Below are 15,391 nucleotides of genomic sequence, written 5' to 3'. Positions count from 1 at the left end.
ATGGAATCATGGTTCTTGTCGATGGTCTTCGGGAGACTTCGCAGTGCTGAGTCCAGCTTGCTGTTAGCTTCCGACGGCTTGAACTGAGACTTCATGCCGGACCAGAGGTCAGCCATAGCCCGCATGTGCGGGTCCTTCGACTTCCTCAGAACCGAGAGGTTCTTACTCCACGTGCCTTGCCAGTTCTTGTTGACCTTGCCGCCGTTCTGAACGAACTCGTTATACAGGTCCTCAAGATTGGTCTCGGCAGTCGAGAGAGACTTAACCGTGCCCTTGCTCACCGAGTTCGGGAGCTGCTTCATGTACTTGTCGAAAGCACCAGCGATACCCGAAGCGGAGACCTTGCCCTTAAAGCCCATCTCGTCGAAAGCCGCACCGGCTTCCTTGGACGTGATGCGGGTCTTGTCGCCCATCAGGGCGAGATCACCGCGAAGGCTCAGAAGCGCCCCAGAGCCCTTCTTCATGGCTTCCACCACGAAGCCACCCATAGTGTCGCCCAGCTCGTGTGAGGCAACCTTCGCCGCCTGCGACTGGGAGGTCATGCCTCGAACCTGGGAAATGGTCTGCTCAAGACCCGGGTTCTCCCCGACCTCCTTGAGTCGGGACATCTGAGTGGCGAGGTTGCCGACGGCTTCCTTGGTGTTGAGGCCGTGCGACTCCAGGCTGATCAGGGTGCCGATGACCTGTTGAGTATTGAGGCCGGCCTTCGTGAGCTGATCCCCGTACTTGTTGATGTCGGTGGTCAGCTTGTCGAAGCTGACGCCCTTCATGTTGGCGGCCACGGCCTTGATGGCGTCTCCCATGCCGAAGGCAGCCAACTGGATCTTGCGCTGCGTCTCGGTCGTGGCCTGAGAGATGTTCTTCATCCACTGGTCGAGATGCGTGGCCATTGCCTTAGTGGCGGCATCGCCATGCTGGTTGACCTTGGCGAGAGTGTCCTTCCACTGCTTCGACTGCTCGGCGGTGATCTTCCCGCCATTCTTGAGGACCGCATGAAAGATGCCGTCGAGCTTCGAGCCCATATCCACGTTCATGTTCCACGCGGCATTAGACTCGGAGTCCTGCATCTTGCGCATGTTGGACTTCCACGTTTTCAGCACGGCGTCTCCGCCGGTCTGGACTACATGGAGGTACTTCTTCAGGTTGTCCTGTGCCTTGTTCTCGATACCGTCGAGCTTGGCGGCCTGGATCAAATCTCCAGTAGACCGAGCCATAGCATCAGTGCTGACCTTGAAAGAGTCCGCGATATTGCTCCACGCGGCAGAGAAAGACTTACCTGCCTTACCGAACTGGAACGTCAGTATGTAGTAGAGGCCCATGAAAACGTTGCCCAGGGCCTTCGTCCAGTCCCAGGAAACGCGAAGCGCAGCAACGATAATCCGGACCGTCGAAGCGACTGAAGCACCAATTACGTGATCGTGGCGCTCGATAAAGTTCGCCAGTCCCTGAATGGCGCCGGCCACCTCGTCGATGATCGGCTTCAGGTCCGTGTACAGCTCATCTGAGAACGCCGAGAAGGCGCCCTTGATGCCGCCGTTGCCCGTGCCGTCCGGGTTGCCGGATACCGCGGTACCGATAGACCCCAGAGCGTGCCCGAGGGCCGAGAAGGCGTCGCGGAGCGGCTTCGACTTGTCGTAGGCGAAGGCGAACCCGGCGGCCAGGGCGGCGACGCCGGCAGCGATGGCCAGCACCGGAGCAGAGATCGGCGCCATGGCAACGTCCAGGGCCGTGGCGCTGACAGCGGCCTCGTCCTCCGCAGCACTGAGGAGGGTCATCCCCGCTGCCGTGGCTCGCAGCCTCCCGACGAGCTGAGTGGAGCCGAGAGCCGTCGCCATGGCCTTCAGCTCGCCAACGCCCTTCGTGACCTTGCCGATCACCACCAGCCCCGGGCCCAGGAGTGCGACGGCCGTCATCACCTTGCCGATGCTGGTCTGAACAGACGGAGGCAGCCGACCGAACTCTTCGCCGAGCTTCGCCACCGCACGCAGAGCAGCAGCCGACTTGTCCACGACGAACCCAGAGAACTGGATGAGCACCGGGAACGCGTTCTCCAACGCGGAGTTCAGGTTGCCGACGGAGCCGGCCAGGCCCTTGACCTGCCCCTGGACCTCCGGGCCGACGAGGCCCGTCTTGAAGGTGTTCTTCAGAAGGATCCACTGGCCCTGAAGGGACTCGGAGGCCGCTGCCGCGGAGTCTGTGTATGTCTTGTCTGTCTGAAGGAACTTGATCAGCTTGGGCATGACGTCCTTGGACAGGAGTCCGCCGGTTGCCGCCATCTTCTTCAGCTCGTCCGTGTTCTTGCCCGTGGCCCTGGACAGCAGGTCCCATGCCGGGATGCCGTCCATCGTCAGCGTGTTGAGTTCCTTGCTGTTGATGGCCACACCCATGAGCATGTGCTCAAACTGGATCATGGCGCGGTTGGCCTGCGACTGAGTCAGATGGTGAGCTGCGATGGCATTCGACATCGCGTGAATCTCGTCAGTGACCGGAGCGACATTGGTCTTGATGGACGACAGGATCCGCGCAAGCCGGTACATGTCATCGACGGACACCGGGAGCTTCTTCGACAGCTGGTCGATGGTGTCCACCATCTCGTTCGCGGCCTTGGCACCCTTGAACGCCTCGATCGCCGCAATCGTCCGATTGCGGAGGTCACCGAACTTCACGGCAACGTCGAGCACGCCGGCCCCGATAGCCACCAGAGGACCTGACACGAAGTGCGTGATGCCGCGGCCGGCGCCGCCGATGGCGTTGCCCAGCCGGGTCGTCTCGTTGTGGAGGTGCGATGTAGCGGTGGAGGCCCGGCCCATGGATGACACAGACTGATCCGTGGCGCGGTTGCTCAAGAGCTGCTGTCGCTGAAGAGCAGCCTCAGCAGCGGCCCGACGCTCCTGGGCGGACTCGTTGGCGACGAGAGTGCGCTGAAGACGTGACTCCGCAAGGGTCTGTTCGTTCTCCGACCGCACCAGATTCATGCGGGCCGTGAACAGGTTCTTGGAGGCCGTGGCCGCTTCCTTCGTCGCAGCCGCAGAGCGCTCCTGGGCGGCAGCGAGACCGATCTCGGCCTGCTTCGTCCGCTCGACCTCGACCGCCAGGCGGCCCATCGTGGGACTCAGCCTCTCAATGGCCTCATTGAAGGAGCCCAGAGCCTCACGAGCCGCCGCGGTGCCCTCAACGATGCCCCGCGAGAGACTTCGACCAATCCTCGTCCCAAGGGCAGCCATGTCCGTCTTGCCAAGAGACTCCGCGAACGAAGCCGAGAAAGACTTACCGCCCTCCCTACCGATAGCCCCCAAGCTCTTAGTGACCCTGGAAGCAAAAGCATCCATAGCCTTCTGATTGAGGATGGGGGCTACTTCCACATAACCCTTGCCGACGTTGATGTCGCCAGAATTACCAGCCATAAGTCTTTCCTTACAACATAGCGTTGATATCGTTAAAGAACTTGGCCACCTCCGCCGAAGACGCCAATTCGGGCTGAGACTCCTCTGCCGAACCCATGCCGGGCCGAGACAAGGGCTCCGGGATGGGTGCATCGCTGTCTTCACTGTTGGCCTTGATGAACATCCAGTTGGACGCCTCAAGGCTGTCCGCAATGTTTGCCAGGATGTGAGTCTCATCCGGCCAAGTAAGACGCTCATCAATGGCAGGAGCCAAAGCGCACTGGCCGCGCATATTGATAAGACGGGATACGAGAACGTACAGGCGACGCAAGGAAAGCCGTCCACGCCACAAGTCGCACAAGTCGATGCGGAAGAACTGGAGAAGATCGGCTTCTAGTTCCTCGGAGTAGTCATTGAGGACGTGGACGACCCATGTCAGTTTCCCGGATTACCGAATCCCGCAGCGTCAGCGATCTTCTCGGCAAACTCACCAAATTCACGGATCGTGCACCGGAGACCCTTATAGGCGGCCCACTGCTCTTCGCCAATGATCGCCTTCATAATCTTCGTCTCACCCGCGCCATCCTCGATCACCTCAAGAACCTCAGCAGACAGATCCATCGGAGCCGGGATCGTGAACTCGACACCCTTGAACTCGAATGTGGTCGGCTCGTCGTTAGCCTCAGCCTGAACGGCCTTCTTCGCAGCAGCCATGATGAAAACCTCTAAAAATCTATGCTTGTTTGAGAAAAGAAAAGGGGGACGCTTCGGGTGCGTCCCCAGAACCCATGAAGTTATGATCTGGAGTCTATTAGCTCTTGATCTCGGCCGTAGCGGTGTAGGAACCCTGAGCGAAGTTCGAACCGGTAGCCTTTCCATCGACGCCCGCGGTAACGTCCGCGATCTGGTCGAGCTGCGGCTGCGGCTTCGGAGCGTTCAGCTTGAACTCGCCGGTCGCAATCGGATCAGCATTCTCACTGTCCTTGGCGAAAACCTTCAGGGTGTAGGTACCCGGAGTGTCGGCAGCGTCAGACTTGATGGTGCCGGACAGCTTGCCGTCTGCCTTGACATCGTCAATAGTGACGGAAACAGCCATGTTGGCCTCCTTAGTGAATTGGGATTACTGCTTTTCCGCAGTACCCGTGTAGGAACCGGCCCCGAAGCTAGAGCCGGAAATCTTCGCATCGACACCGGCCGTGACATCGCCGATCGCGTCGATAGTGGGCGTCGCATCAGACACGACGATCAGAGAAGTGGAGGCAGAAACCTTAGCCTTCTCCGGGTCATCACCTTCATACACAGTGATGGTGTACTCACCAGGCTGGCAATCCGACTCCACGTCGAGCTGAGCCGAGAAAGTACCCTTATCCGTGGTCTTCACGTCATCATCAAAGTGAATCTTGTCGGGAGTCGGCCCCTGGACATCAATGAAACGAGGCATGGTCGTACTCCTTACTTCTGCTTCGTCGCCTGGGCGTGAAGCTCAGCGTTCTTATCGAACTCACGGCCGTTGATGGCGGTAGCGCCGCCAGCTTTAACCTGAGGAGTCTCAACCGCAACAGTCGGCAGGAGCATGTTCGCGTCGGTGTAGTACTGACCAAGCGAACCGTTCTCGTCCAGTGCATCAATGGTGATACCGAACGACTCATTGTCAGTACGGTTCAGCTTGATGGCGTCACGGTCGGAAACAATGGCGTGCGGGATGACCAGGCGGTTATGCACGTCCTTGTCGGCCCAGTCAACAATGACGACGATCTGGGAAAGGTCCGGGCTCGACGCCAGATCGAGAACGTACTCGTCGGCATTGCCTTCAACCGGCTGCCACTCCGCACCGAAGTACAGAGACGTGACAGTCGGGTTGACCTCCATGAGCGTGCTCTTGAGCTGAAGCGAAGCGGACTTGACCGAGTACATAACCGGGGTAGCGGACTGCCACGCCTCAAGAGACTGGGTCTCGATCTTCGGCGTAAGGTCAACGCCCTCGGTCGTGGCATAGCCAAGCGCGTGGAAGCCATCCGGGATCTTCGGCAGACCGGTCTCAGGGTCGATCTCACCGATGCCCTTCGGGGCCGTCGCGGAACCGTAGGTGCCGACAGCGATGCGGCCATGCGGCGCAAAGCGAATGTTCTTGGAGTTATTCTCAGCCATTGTCTACCTCAAAAATAAAGAACTGGATCTGATGGACGAATCGAGACTCATCAGAGCCATAGTCGGGAAGCGTGACGGGGGAATCGACTTCCCGAACATCCGCCACGTAGTAATTGGAAACAACCTGATCAGGGAAGCGCTCTAGCAGATACTCGCGGGCCACATAGGCAAGGCCGGCGGCCTCGGACTTGGACTTACCGAAGAAGTTCAGGGTGAAGTCAAACCGGTCCATGCGGTGCCTGACGACACGTTCACCGCCTGCGTGGTCAACGATGATGGCCGGTTGACCAATCTTGCGACCTACCATGTCGCCACCGATGAACACATGCTTCAGCTCTTCCAGAGACCGCAGGTAGCGAACCAGGATCTCGGCGGGATCTATACGCATCAGTACCTCGAAGCCTTCAAACCGCGCGACAACAGATGAAGACCTGCATGCCACCTGCCGGCGCGGTCCTTGAAACCGAACTCCAGGAAGCCCCAGTTCACAGAGTCCGAGTACGCCACGGCCTTCCAACCGTCAGCCGTCAGCCGAGACTCGGTCTTGAGGTTCGCCGCGTACGAATCCGGATGCGGGGCCTTCCCCGTCTCCTTGTCGTGCCGCTTCGGGGCATGCGCGTACGCATACTTGGCGGCCTGCAGAGCCTTCTCATGGCACAACTGGCCAACCTCGTCGGTGCGAGCCACACGCTTCGAAAACTCAGGATCGAACTCAAAGGTGGCCATCAGCAGACCACCTTCTTCAGATCAACCCGCACGTGCTTCAAGGCGCCAAAGCGCCAGTCCTCGGCGAGACCGTAGACCTCCCACATGTCGCCTTCGTGCCCGACAAGGTCAGTGGTCTGGATCTCAACGCCCGAAGGGAAGTAGCCCGTCGCGTACTGAACGGCCGTATCCCGGTCGCCCTTGAGGTCACTCGTCTTGTTCTTCCACGGCGACACACAAGCCAGCCCAGACCACCTTGGAGACGACTCACGCTCCCTATGCGCCTCGTACACGTCCCGGACCAGGACCGTGCCGTACACGGCCACGGGATCCACGAAATAGCGATCGAACATGGCCGGCCTACCTCCGAAGCGAGGTAGACACGACGCGGAGCCGGTACTTCTTCAGGGCCTGCCTGGACGCCGACGAGAGAGTCTGCGTACCAGACGAGTACTGCACCTGAAGCTCCCCGACACGTTCCATGGAGACCCCGGGAGACTGGGCCAGCCACCGGATGACCTCCTGGGCGCACACGGCCCGGATGTCCTCGGGCACCTCGGCGTAGCCGTACGTGAGCCGCACGAACACCACAGGGAACGTGGTCTCGGCCTGCGTGGGCCACCAGCCGCGGCGGCGGACGAGGAACCCGTCCTCGTAGAACCAGTCCCTCAACGGCGCAGGATCCGTACTGAACTTGACGTCGAAGATGTCCGTGATGGGGAAGAGCTTCCAGGGGAGCCGAAGACGGGGACCACGGCAAGACGTAATCCCGATGACTTCGTCTGTGTGGCTCTGAAAGTCCTTGCCGGTCTCCGCCGTGATGAGAGCTGAGACGTCCTCGATCAGGGCCTGGATCTTTGCCTTTTCATCCTCGGAGATGGGCCGCCCGAGACGAGCGGCCACATCATCCAACGTAATGAGGGCAGTCATCAGCCCTCCGAAGCATCCTTAGTAACAGCACGCTTCTTGGCCGGCGAAGCCTTCGCCTTCACTTCTTCTCCCTTGCCCCAGCCAAAGCCAGCCGCCCGAGTATTGGCGCCCGCCTTGACACTGTTCGGCGCAAGGGCTAGCGAGGGTCCGCGGGGCAGATAACAAGCTGCTCGGGGCGAATGACCTTCGCGTCGAACGCCACACGGGACTTGATGCGGTCCGTGAACGAGGCTTCCGGCTTGTACGCCTGCATCTCTGCGAACGGGGTCACAACGCTAAGGGCGTTGGTCGAACCGAGGAGCATGTCAATGCCCTGGGCGTCAGTGCTGTAGGTCTTCACCAGGCCCGGGTTCGAAGTCGGAACCAGGTTGCCAAGAGCGTTCGAGACGCGGACGTCAACACCCAGGATGGTGCCGATGGTGCCGGTCGGAATGACCGAGCGACCGAGCTTGCTGGCCTCAATGAAGCGCTGGTCACGAAGCAGAGCCGCACGAACGGCCGGCGAGACCACCAGGAACCGGTCCGCCGGAGCGTTCTTCAGGTCCAGGTTCTGCATCATGCTGATGAGGGTTTCGTAGACAAGGGCATGATCGCCGTTGTCCTTCTCCATGGCAACGTTGTCGATGATGCCGTGAAGAATGTCCTCGTCGGTCGGAGCGGCGCCGTCCTTAACGGCGTTGTAGTCCAGGCCCGATCCCTTGTGCGCCTTGGACTCCGTCGCCGCGAACTTGACCGTGGTGGCCACGAGCTGGTCCATCTTGATGGCGGCCTGGCGGCCACGCTGACGGACCAATTCGGTCATCTTGTCGATGCCCGGCTGAGTGAAAAGCTGGTCGAGCTTATCAATCTCCAGATGGAAAGAGCAGCCCTTCTGAACCGTCATGGATATGTACTCAAGCGCCGCACGGTCAACCTTATCCGTGATGTTGTCGTAGGCGCCCACCGCGTCATAGACGTTCACGGTGTCAAGGAAATGCGGGATATGAATGGTGTCGCCACCGCGCCGGAACTCGCCCTCGTAGGATCGGTTCACGATCTCCGGAGCAGCCAGAACAGTGGACTGCTCCAGGTCACGGAGGAGCTGAGAAGTCCAGATCTCGGGGCGGAAGGTGGCCTCAACGTTCGAGGTGAGACCATGCCCAGGCTGGACGTTGAAGCCAGCATCCGGGGTAATAGCCATAACTCATGTCCTTAAAAAGAGGAAACAAAAAGGGCCCCGAAGGGCCCTGAAGAGAGAAACGAAATGGTTAGATCTGCCCGCGCATCAGCGCGTCGAGCTTTCCAGCATCACGAGCCTCATTGATCTCACGCGGGCTCATGTGCTTGAGGTCATCGGCAGTGAGCTGACGGACCTTTGTCGGGCCACCACGAGGGCCCGTGTCCCTAAGCGGCGGAGGAGTCTTCTTAGCCTTCGCCGGCAGGGAAGAGATGAACGAGTCGATAGCCTCGCTGTTGGGCGAGCCATCCTCACCAAGGAACTTGTTCAGATCCAGGAAGTCAGACGAAGGAAGCTCCGTGCCGGCCTTGCTGGCAGCGGCCTTCAGCTCCGCACCCACTAGCCGCGTACCGAACTCGCCAGCAGCCGCATTGCGGCCTTCCTGACGTGCAGCCTCAAGGGCCTTCTCCTGATCAGACATCTGAGCCTTGCGCAGCTCCTCAAGCTCCTCAAAGTTACTCTTGGCGCGGGCCTCATTCTTTCGAGCCAGGGCCTTCCACTTCTCGGCCTCTGCCTGCCAATCAGGACTAGTCGATTCCTCGGGAACCTCATCAACCTTTGCGGTCTCTTCGTGAGTCTCATGCTCGCTCATGTTTGTTGCTCCTTTTCGGGCATGAAAAAAGACCCTCGCCGTTACGGCAGGGCCACGGATCAAAGTGCGTGTTAGACGCCGGCCTTTTCACGGGCTGCGTTCTCAGAGTTACCCCGAGGAGCCTTGTCGGCTTCTTCCTCGGCGGTGGGGGCAGCCTTAGCCGGCTGCGGATTGATCGACGGGAACTGTTCCTGCATCTTTTCCTGTTGTTCCAGCATCGACGTGAACCGGGAAATCTGGCTGGGGGAGTACCCGGCATCTTCCCAAAGCTGCTGCCTCGGAACACCGAGAGACAGCTTCTTCACCAGGGAATCAATGTGCTGTGCCTCAGTGCGATGCTCAGGGTCACGCCACAGAACCTCGATAGCTCCCGGCTCCAGGTCCTGGCCCATCACACGGAATGCCAGAAGCATGATGCGTTCCCATGCCTCACCGAAGTGCAGCATCCTCTCGCGGGTCTTAGAGATCAGGCCGGCCTCGGCCGACGTGATCGCATCACCGGAGGGGATAACAGCACCCTGGAGGAAGTAGTGGAACGGGATCCGGGAAGCAGACGCGAGATGCTGAACGAGCATCGTGACCAGTGTCGAGTAGTTGCCGAGATCCGCGGCTTCAAACTGACCGAAGCTCGCTCCGGGATCCTCGGCCTGGAGCAACTTGTCTACCGCGACCCGGAAGGGCTCGATGGGGTTGCCGTCGGCATCCTCCTGGATCTCTAGGCCGGTGACGTAGCGCTGCGGCCATGCCGCGTACTCCGACGCCACCAGGGCGTCAGCCACCGTCTTATTGATGGCGTCCTGAAGCGGAATAATCGAATCGAGATCAGACAGGGGATCACCGGTGAGCCGGGATCGGTTGTTGATCGGCACTACCGGGATAGCCCCGAGAGGATTCGGTATGCCCTCGGAGCTACCAACCCAGTCACCGTCATAGGTCTCGAACTCGTAGACCGCGTCAGCCATCCACAAAGTGGCGTACTGCCGACCCCAGTCATCCGTAAGGAACTTCGCTGCGGCCACCAGCTCACGACGAGACCCAGGCATGTACTGGACAGCCATGTTCTCAGCCGACTCGATAGTGATAGCCGGCCCGCCATCCTCGCCCCACCACACAACTCCATAGGAAGCGCCTTGGATCATCGCATCGAGGTGGGCCGCGTTGGAGTCGGCGTCGAGGAAGTTGCGTTCCCAGATCTTCTGTGCGGCGTTGTCAGCCTCAGGGGTATCCGCCATGCGAAAGCCCTCGATCTTCATGCGCTCATTGACAGAGTCAACAATGAGTCCACAGAAGTTGTCCGACCAGCTAGAGAATGCCTCGCCGAAGGCATTGCTGAACTTAGCCTGGGCGAACATCATCCGCTGGTGGTCGCCCTCGTAGTACTCCGCGAAGCGCTTGATGCGGTCCAAGTTCCCCTCGTACTTAGCGAGGAGATACTGAAGCCACTGAATAGGCGTATCAGGCACACCAAAGGCGGCGCCAGGAGTCTCTATCTCGTATCCCATATAGCTTCCCTAGAATCCGACCACTCTCCCTCTCCGTCGGTTGAGTCGTCCATCAGCAATAGCGTCAGCCCGAGCCTCATAGGCCAGAATCGAGCAGACAGCGAGGTCAATCTTTCGCTTAGAGCGAGGAGTGTTCTTGCACACCAGAAGCCCTTGCGGAACTTCTCGGGTAACACAGTTCAAAACATGCTGGGTAATCTTCGGATCGCCATCATGCTTCAGGTCTCCGACCATGACAGCGGAGTGCATGCGCTCTGTAGCGTTCACCATGCGAGTGGGCTTGTTTGTCCAGTATTCGAAAACGATGTCGTCGCCGTACTCGATCGCCCACCGACCGATAGCGTCCTGCCAGTAAGGCGGGTCGCAATACATCCACTCGACCTTGTACGTCTCGAAGGCCCGCTTCACCGCGGCCTCGACGCTCAGGACATCGACTTCCCAGTCATCGTCTGACTTGACATGCTCAGGACGTTCCCACAGGCCCAGCAGGAACAGCTTCCCGTCGCGCAGGCGGGCGCCCACCAAACCTGTGCTGTCTCCTCGGATCGACCCATCGAAGCCGACGGCTATCTGCTCGCCCGGCCTCACCGGATCGCTCTCGTCCAGACACGCTTCCCAGGCTGCCTTCGACATCCAGCCATCAGCGTTCTCCTGGATGTTGTTCAGGTAGAACCGGTACGCGACACCAGGCGGCGTCAGCGGAGACTGAACCGTCTCCACCAGGCCCTCGATGTCGGCCCACCAAGAGTCGCCGTACGTATCCCGAAGGCCCTGGGCGACCGCCTCGGCGTCGCTCAGGTCGATGTCGGCCTGAGCCTCGATGCAGTCGTACAGGTACCGCTGAGAGCCGGCCAGGAGCGCTTCGTGGATGCGCTGGGCCACCGAGTTCTCAAGGGGGTTGTAGGCGTTCGTCGTCTGCACCCAGCGGCTACCGGGGTTGCCCGGCTTGTGCGCGTTGCGATCCAGTGTCTCGAAGACGTAGACGCCCTGGTTCGAGTCAATCCAGTGGTGGGTCTCGTCCATGATGACGAACGTCGGGCGGCCACCCTCAAGACCACGGCTCGACGCCGTGACGGGAACGATCTTCCCTGGCCGGCCATCGTTGAATTGGATCAGGTGCTTACCGATGTCGAGCCCGTACTCAGCTTCAGCAGGGGACTCGGCGAGCATGCCTCGAAGCATGTCGAGCGTCTGGCCACACTGGTCAATCGACGTGGCAGCAATCTGCACCAGGGGAAGCGGCACGGTCTTAGCGACCGGCATGCCCTTCTCGTCGAAGTGGCTGAACCGGCAAGGACCAATGAACTCAACGATTGCCAGAGCAGCGAGGATTGGTGTCTTGCCCTTAAGCCCCACCCCTTAGCGCGCCGCAGGCACGCATCGGAGTAGAGCCAGCCTCCCTTCTCGTCGATGGCGTACAGCCAGAGGATGAAGCGGATCTGCTCCGGAGTGAACTTCCATGGCTTGCCGGCGTGCTCGCCGTCAGGCTGGACGATGTAGCGCTGAGCCCAGCGGATGATGCCGTAGCCGAGAGACCTGTTAGGAGCCGGGACGCCTTCGGGGAGGTTCCCGGACTGGCTCATGCCCCACCGCCGCCGTTCAGCATGCGGTACAGCTCCTCGTCGGAGATTTCGGGCTCGGCCTGCGTGGGGTTGTTGGTGCCCTGCACCGTCTTCCCGCCCTGGTCCTTCATGCGGAGCCGCTGACGGTCCGCCACGGTGGCGCCGAGCATCGACTCGTTCTGACGGATCTCGGCGAGCGTGCTGGCCTTCGGATCGTTCCAGTAGGCATTGACAAGGGCAGCGAGCTGCTGAAGGCGCTCCCAGTCGGTTGGAAGGAAGGCTTCGACCTGAGGGGAGTTGATCCAGGTGAGCCACCAGTTCAAAGTCTCGGGGTGGTATGCCTCTCCGTTGCGGAGCACCGGCACCGGGACCTTCCGACCCTCAAGGATCTCCTCGGGGTTCTTGTTGCGTCGCATCGGGTTGTCCTTGGGGAGACGACCCTTACCATGTGTTGCCATTTCGGCCTCCTTGTCTATGCCTCCTTTTTCAGGCAGCACTAAAACCGAGGCCCCCGCAGGGGCCTCGCATCATCACTTCTTGCGCTTCGGCGCAGCCTTCTTAGCGACCGGCTTGGGCTTGCCACCCTTGGCCGGTACCGGAGCCGGCGCCTTCTTTGCCGCAGGCTTGGCGCCAGGCTTCACCGGAGCAGCCGGAGCAACCGGCTTGCCCTTGGACTTCGCCTTGCTCTTGTTCACGTTGAGGTTGCTAGCCGCCATGACTCTCCTTCTGGGTCTTGGTTCGATGACATTCCTTGTGGAGGCTTCTCAGGTTCGACATGTCGTGTGAGCCACCGCGGGCCAGCGGGACCAGGTGGTCTACCTCGGTAGCTCCTGTGCCTCCGCAGAGGTCACACACGCCTCTGTCCCGGATCAGGACCTTGCGCCTGGTGCTCGTCCACCCTGCGGGCCTCTGCGTCCTCCAGGCCGAGCCCCTGAAGGGCTCCCGCTGATGCCCAGGGCACCGGCCTTCGCGGGTAGCTGGTTTGGTGCAGCCTTCACGGATGCAGACCATTTTTGCCCTGGGCATGGGTAAGTCCTTCCTTGGCCGATAGATTCTCTCGTCCAGCCATAGCCGCATAGGGCGGCTATCTTGGTGATTCTTTATCTGCGGTTATCTCCGACCAAGGAGAATGAGGAGAGGCCCAGGGATTCATGTCTGGCCTGGGCCTCTCGGTTGCCTAGGATCTCTACCAGGAGGAACTAAATGAATTATCTAACTCAACTAGGAGATCAACTAGGATTCTATGTAACTTACACCCCTGTAGAATCTAGCTCCTTAGAGTGTAAGTAGAGATCTTATATAGAGTAACTACTCTCTCTTTTCTTTCTTACATAAGATACGTACTTGTCACAAACGCCGATTGGTTACCCTGATGTGGCGAAGGTCACCTGGTGGGGGTGCTCTGACGCTTGAACGCGGCACGCTCCGCCTTGGATGGTGTACCGTGGTTGACCATACGCAGAAAGGTAAAGCGTATGATCAACAACTGAAGATCGAGGAAGGCAGGCGCATGAGCAACGAACACGTGGATCTCTCCACGTTCCCGCAGCCCGAGGAAGGCGAAAAGCTGCCCTCAGGGCACGTGCTGAAGCGCCTCCACCAGGCTGGATACAACTGGAGTCAGCTCGCGCGGATCTACACCCAGATCAACGGGGCGAAGGTCACCCAACAGGGCGTGCAGTGGAAGGCCGCCAGCATCGGCTACAAGCCCCACGTCGGGTCGAAGGAACGGGTCAGGATGATCCCGTACACGATCCGCCGTGAGCCCGGCCACGACCACGGCAACTCGGCCCTTCACCAGCGGCTTCGAGACCACCTGACGGAACGTGCCGGCGAAGACCTCCCCGTACGCCGCGGCGCGCTCCTCATGAACTGGCGGGGACGGCTCCAGGGCCAGGTCATGGTCTACGACTGGGAAGAGGGCTGGAAGCTGACTCCTCGAACCGAACAAGATGAGGATCTTGTGATTCGCTGGCCAGAGAGCGTTGCGAAGCCGGATCCCGCTGACCTTGATCTCTTCAGACTCCCGCCTAAGTTGTCCTAAGCAACTTTTTATTCGATCTTCAGAATCATTAAGGTTCCATCACGACCCCTGCCGAGGGTGATCAACTTCCCGGCAGGGGCTTTTTCATGGTGTAATCTGACTTGGATGCTGTACGGTGGTGCGTACGGCTCGTTAACACCAGAGAGAGAGTCCAAAGGGATGCTTGTCCTAGCCGAAACCCTCGATTATGTCGATCTTGAGGAAGCAGGCCGGATAGCCATGTGGGCCTTTGGGCTGATGGGATTGGCGCTCGGGAAGATAGTTGACTGCTCGACTATCTATCGCAGAGCAGCGACCGTGATCGTAGACGCCGAGGTGAGAGAACTGGGGACGGTCTACACCGTCACTGCTTCTCCAACCGTCTCCCAGCAAGACCTAAAGATCATCGAGGACCGCATAGGACTCCTCAGCGACATGGACAAGATCACAGAATTCCGGCACCGGAACACAGCGCAGTGCCTTCCCGGGGCACCTGAATGCACCGTCACCTACTACGCGAAGAGGGACCCCTAATTGTCTGAGCACTACTCGGTATCGCAGTACACCACCTACGCGCAGTGCGCCCATCAGTGGCGCCTACAGCGGCGAGAGCGGGCCCCACAGCGGCAAGCAGCCTGGTTCGAGCACGGCAAGGCATTCCATGCCGCCATCGAGCAGTACGAGCGCCACGGGCGCACGCTGAGCCCTGAGACCGTGATCGGCTTCTTCGAGCACGAATACGACATGGGCATCGAGGCCGCCCTCGACAAGGAGCCCGAGCCCTACATGTGGATGGCCGGCGGTCGCACCAAGCCCGAGACCGACATCAAGCGCAGGCTCGACGTAGGCGCCCAGCAGACTCGGGACTACATCGCCTGGGCCCAGCAGAGCCCTGACCGCATCTGGACCACACCGGACGGCCAGGCAGCCATCGAGCTTGAGTTCCGCCTCGACCTGGACGGCGTTGCTGTCGTCGGCTTCATTGACCAGATCATCGAGCACCCCGAGCGGGGCCTCGTAGTGCGAGACCTCAAGACCGGCACCACGCGGAGCCTCTTCCAGCTCGCCACATACAAGATCGCCATTGAAGAGCTGTACGGCGTTGAGGTCAACTACGGAGACTGGTACATGGCAAAGACTGGCGGTCTCAGTGAGCCGGTAGACCTCCGCTACGTGACGCGTGACTGGCTCGCCGAGCTGTACGCCATGCTCGACCGCGGCATTAAGAACGAAGTCTTCATCCCCAACCCCGGCTCCCACTGCTTTGCTTGCACCGTGAAGCCGTCCTGTAATTATGCCTCCTGACTTGTAGGCTGTACCGTAAATCTCG

The 15,391-nt window shown here is 60.0% G+C and carries 19 protein-coding genes and 1 pseudogene; 3 read left to right on the top strand and 17 right to left on the bottom strand.

Annotation, left to right across the window (positions count from 1 at the left end):
- Positions 1–2,138 precede the first annotated feature (2,138 nt).
- The 17 genes and pseudogenes from PV796_RS42265 to PV796_RS42260 all read right to left on the bottom strand — a co-directional run.
- A pseudogene (locus tag PV796_RS42265) lies at positions 2,139–2,810 on the bottom strand (tape measure protein); the annotation flags it as partial.
- 604 nt (positions 2,811–3,414) lie between these two features.
- Positions 3,415–3,714: a hypothetical protein gene (locus tag PV796_RS05655; RefSeq protein WP_274911805.1), complete on the bottom strand. Its 300-nt coding sequence runs from the start codon at positions 3,712–3,714 to the stop codon at positions 3,415–3,417.
- Positions 3,715–3,818: 104 nt separating this feature from the next.
- Entirely contained in the window at positions 3,819–4,097 is a 279-nt protein-coding gene (locus tag PV796_RS05650) for a hypothetical protein (protein ID WP_274911804.1), read from the bottom strand.
- Between the two features lie 97 nt (positions 4,098–4,194).
- Positions 4,195–4,479, bottom strand: a complete 285-nt coding sequence (locus tag PV796_RS05645) for a hypothetical protein (RefSeq protein WP_274911803.1) — start codon at positions 4,477–4,479, stop codon at positions 4,195–4,197.
- A gap of 24 nt (positions 4,480–4,503) precedes the next feature.
- Positions 4,504–4,824 carry a hypothetical protein gene (locus tag PV796_RS05640; protein ID WP_274911802.1) on the bottom strand — a complete coding sequence of 107 codons (321 nt, stop codon included), beginning with the start codon at positions 4,822–4,824 and terminating at the stop codon, positions 4,504–4,506.
- 11 nt (positions 4,825–4,835) lie between these two features.
- The gene (locus PV796_RS05635; RefSeq protein WP_274911801.1) at positions 4,836–5,531 is read right to left on the bottom strand and encodes a phage tail tube protein; all 696 of its coding nucleotides are present in this window, start codon (positions 5,529–5,531) and stop codon (positions 4,836–4,838) included.
- Positions 5,524–5,919 (bottom strand): hypothetical protein, encoded by a 396-nt coding sequence (locus PV796_RS05630; RefSeq protein WP_274911800.1) that lies wholly within the window; start codon positions 5,917–5,919, stop codon positions 5,524–5,526. Before PV796_RS05630 ends, PV796_RS05635 begins: the two co-directional genes overlap by 8 nt.
- The gene (locus PV796_RS05625) at positions 5,919–6,257 is read right to left on the bottom strand and encodes a hypothetical protein (RefSeq protein WP_274911799.1); all 339 of its coding nucleotides are present in this window, start codon (positions 6,255–6,257) and stop codon (positions 5,919–5,921) included. The genes PV796_RS05630 and PV796_RS05625 overlap by 1 nt, the downstream gene beginning before the upstream one ends.
- Positions 6,257–6,589 carry a hypothetical protein gene (locus PV796_RS05620; RefSeq protein WP_274911798.1) on the bottom strand — a complete coding sequence of 111 codons (333 nt, stop codon included), beginning with the start codon at positions 6,587–6,589 and terminating at the stop codon, positions 6,257–6,259. Before PV796_RS05620 ends, PV796_RS05625 begins: the two co-directional genes overlap by 1 nt.
- Before the next feature lie 7 nt (positions 6,590–6,596).
- Positions 6,597–7,166, bottom strand: coding sequence for a phage gp6-like head-tail connector protein (locus PV796_RS05615; protein WP_274911797.1), 570 nt, complete (start codon positions 7,164–7,166; stop codon positions 6,597–6,599).
- 136 nt (positions 7,167–7,302) lie between these two features.
- Positions 7,303–8,346 carry a phage major capsid protein gene (locus PV796_RS05610; RefSeq protein ID WP_274911796.1) on the bottom strand — a complete coding sequence of 348 codons (1,044 nt, stop codon included), beginning with the start codon at positions 8,344–8,346 and terminating at the stop codon, positions 7,303–7,305.
- Between the two features lie 67 nt (positions 8,347–8,413).
- On the bottom strand, positions 8,414–8,974 hold the full coding sequence (locus tag PV796_RS05605; protein ID WP_274911795.1) for a hypothetical protein: 561 nt from the start codon (positions 8,972–8,974) through the stop codon (positions 8,414–8,416).
- A 71-nt stretch (positions 8,975–9,045) separates the two neighbouring features.
- Complete coding sequence (locus PV796_RS05600) at positions 9,046–10,476, bottom strand: phage portal protein (RefSeq protein WP_274911794.1); 1,431 nt, start codon at positions 10,474–10,476, stop codon at positions 9,046–9,048.
- A gap of 9 nt (positions 10,477–10,485) precedes the next feature.
- A complete protein-coding gene (locus PV796_RS05595) occupies positions 10,486–11,739 on the bottom strand; it encodes a terminase large subunit (protein ID WP_274911793.1) in 1,254 nt (417 codons plus the stop codon).
- A 316-nt stretch (positions 11,740–12,055) separates the two neighbouring features.
- Positions 12,056–12,496: a phage terminase small subunit gene (locus PV796_RS05590; protein ID WP_274911792.1), complete on the bottom strand. Its 441-nt coding sequence runs from the start codon at positions 12,494–12,496 to the stop codon at positions 12,056–12,058.
- Positions 12,497–12,568: 72 nt separating this feature from the next.
- A complete protein-coding gene (locus PV796_RS05585; RefSeq protein WP_274911791.1) occupies positions 12,569–12,754 on the bottom strand; it encodes a hypothetical protein in 186 nt (61 codons plus the stop codon).
- Entirely contained in the window at positions 12,744–13,049 is a 306-nt protein-coding gene (locus tag PV796_RS42260; protein ID WP_446750675.1) for an HNH endonuclease, read from the bottom strand. Before PV796_RS42260 ends, PV796_RS05585 begins: the two co-directional genes overlap by 11 nt.
- A gap of 433 nt (positions 13,050–13,482) precedes the next feature.
- On the opposite strand from PV796_RS42260, the gene PV796_RS05580 reads away from it, so the two are divergent.
- The 3 genes from PV796_RS05580 (at position 13,483) to PV796_RS05570 (ending at position 15,366) form a co-directional block, all read left to right on the top strand.
- Positions 13,483–14,082: a hypothetical protein gene (locus tag PV796_RS05580; protein WP_274911790.1), complete on the top strand. Its 600-nt coding sequence runs from the start codon at positions 13,483–13,485 to the stop codon at positions 14,080–14,082.
- A gap of 105 nt (positions 14,083–14,187) precedes the next feature.
- Complete coding sequence (locus PV796_RS05575; RefSeq protein WP_274911789.1) at positions 14,188–14,595, top strand: hypothetical protein; 408 nt, start codon at positions 14,188–14,190, stop codon at positions 14,593–14,595.
- Complete coding sequence (locus PV796_RS05570) at positions 14,596–15,366, top strand: RecB family exonuclease (protein WP_274911788.1); 771 nt, start codon at positions 14,596–14,598, stop codon at positions 15,364–15,366.
- Positions 15,367–15,391 lie beyond the last annotated feature (25 nt).

Origin of the sequence: Streptomyces sp. WZ-12 (genome assembly GCF_028898845.1) — a bacterium.
Lineage (GTDB): Bacteria > Actinomycetota > Actinomycetes > Streptomycetales > Streptomycetaceae > Streptomyces.
Note: the sequence above shows the minus strand (reverse complement) of the source record. Positions and strands in the feature narration are given on the sequence as shown.

Bases quoted from the DNA above. Each gene is read 5' to 3' on its own strand.
- PV796_RS05645 (WP_274911803.1), bottom strand. From the start codon at position 4,479: ATGGCTGTTTCCGTCACTATTGACGATGTCAAGGCAGACGGCAAGCTG.
- PV796_RS05590 (WP_274911792.1), bottom strand. From the start codon at position 12,496: ATGGCAACACATGGTAAGGGTCGTCTCCCCAAGGACAACCCGATGCGA.
- PV796_RS05620 (WP_274911798.1), bottom strand. From the start codon at position 6,589: ATGTTCGATCGCTATTTCGTGGATCCCGTGGCCGTGTACGGCACGGTC.
- PV796_RS05630 (WP_274911800.1), bottom strand. From the start codon at position 5,919: ATGCGTATAGATCCCGCCGAGATCCTGGTTCGCTACCTGCGGTCTCTG.
- PV796_RS05575 (WP_274911789.1), top strand. From the start codon at position 14,188: ATGCTGTACGGTGGTGCGTACGGCTCGTTAACACCAGAGAGAGAGTCC.
- PV796_RS05650 (WP_274911804.1), bottom strand. From the start codon at position 4,097: ATGGCTGCTGCGAAGAAGGCCGTTCAGGCTGAGGCTAACGACGAGCCG.
- PV796_RS05640 (WP_274911802.1), bottom strand. From the start codon at position 4,824: ATGCCTCGTTTCATTGATGTCCAGGGGCCGACTCCCGACAAGATTCAC.
- PV796_RS05595 (WP_274911793.1), bottom strand. From the start codon at position 11,739: ATGCCGGTCGCTAAGACCGTGCCGCTTCCCCTGGTGCAGATTGCTGCC.
- PV796_RS05635 (WP_274911801.1), bottom strand. From the start codon at position 5,531: ATGGCTGAGAATAACTCCAAGAACATTCGCTTTGCGCCGCATGGCCGC.
- PV796_RS05625 (WP_274911799.1), bottom strand. From the start codon at position 6,257: ATGGCCACCTTTGAGTTCGATCCTGAGTTTTCGAAGCGTGTGGCTCGC.
- PV796_RS05605 (WP_274911795.1), bottom strand. From the start codon at position 8,974: ATGAGCGAGCATGAGACTCACGAAGAGACCGCAAAGGTTGATGAGGTT.
- PV796_RS42260 (WP_446750675.1), bottom strand. From the start codon at position 13,049: ATGGTCTGCATCCGTGAAGGCTGCACCAAACCAGCTACCCGCGAAGGC.
- PV796_RS05600 (WP_274911794.1), bottom strand. From the start codon at position 10,476: ATGGGATACGAGATAGAGACTCCTGGCGCCGCCTTTGGTGTGCCTGAT.
- PV796_RS05585 (WP_274911791.1), bottom strand. From the start codon at position 12,754: ATGGCGGCTAGCAACCTCAACGTGAACAAGAGCAAGGCGAAGTCCAAG.
- PV796_RS05610 (WP_274911796.1), bottom strand. From the start codon at position 8,346: ATGGCTATTACCCCGGATGCTGGCTTCAACGTCCAGCCTGGGCATGGT.
- PV796_RS05615 (WP_274911797.1), bottom strand. From the start codon at position 7,166: ATGACTGCCCTCATTACGTTGGATGATGTGGCCGCTCGTCTCGGGCGG.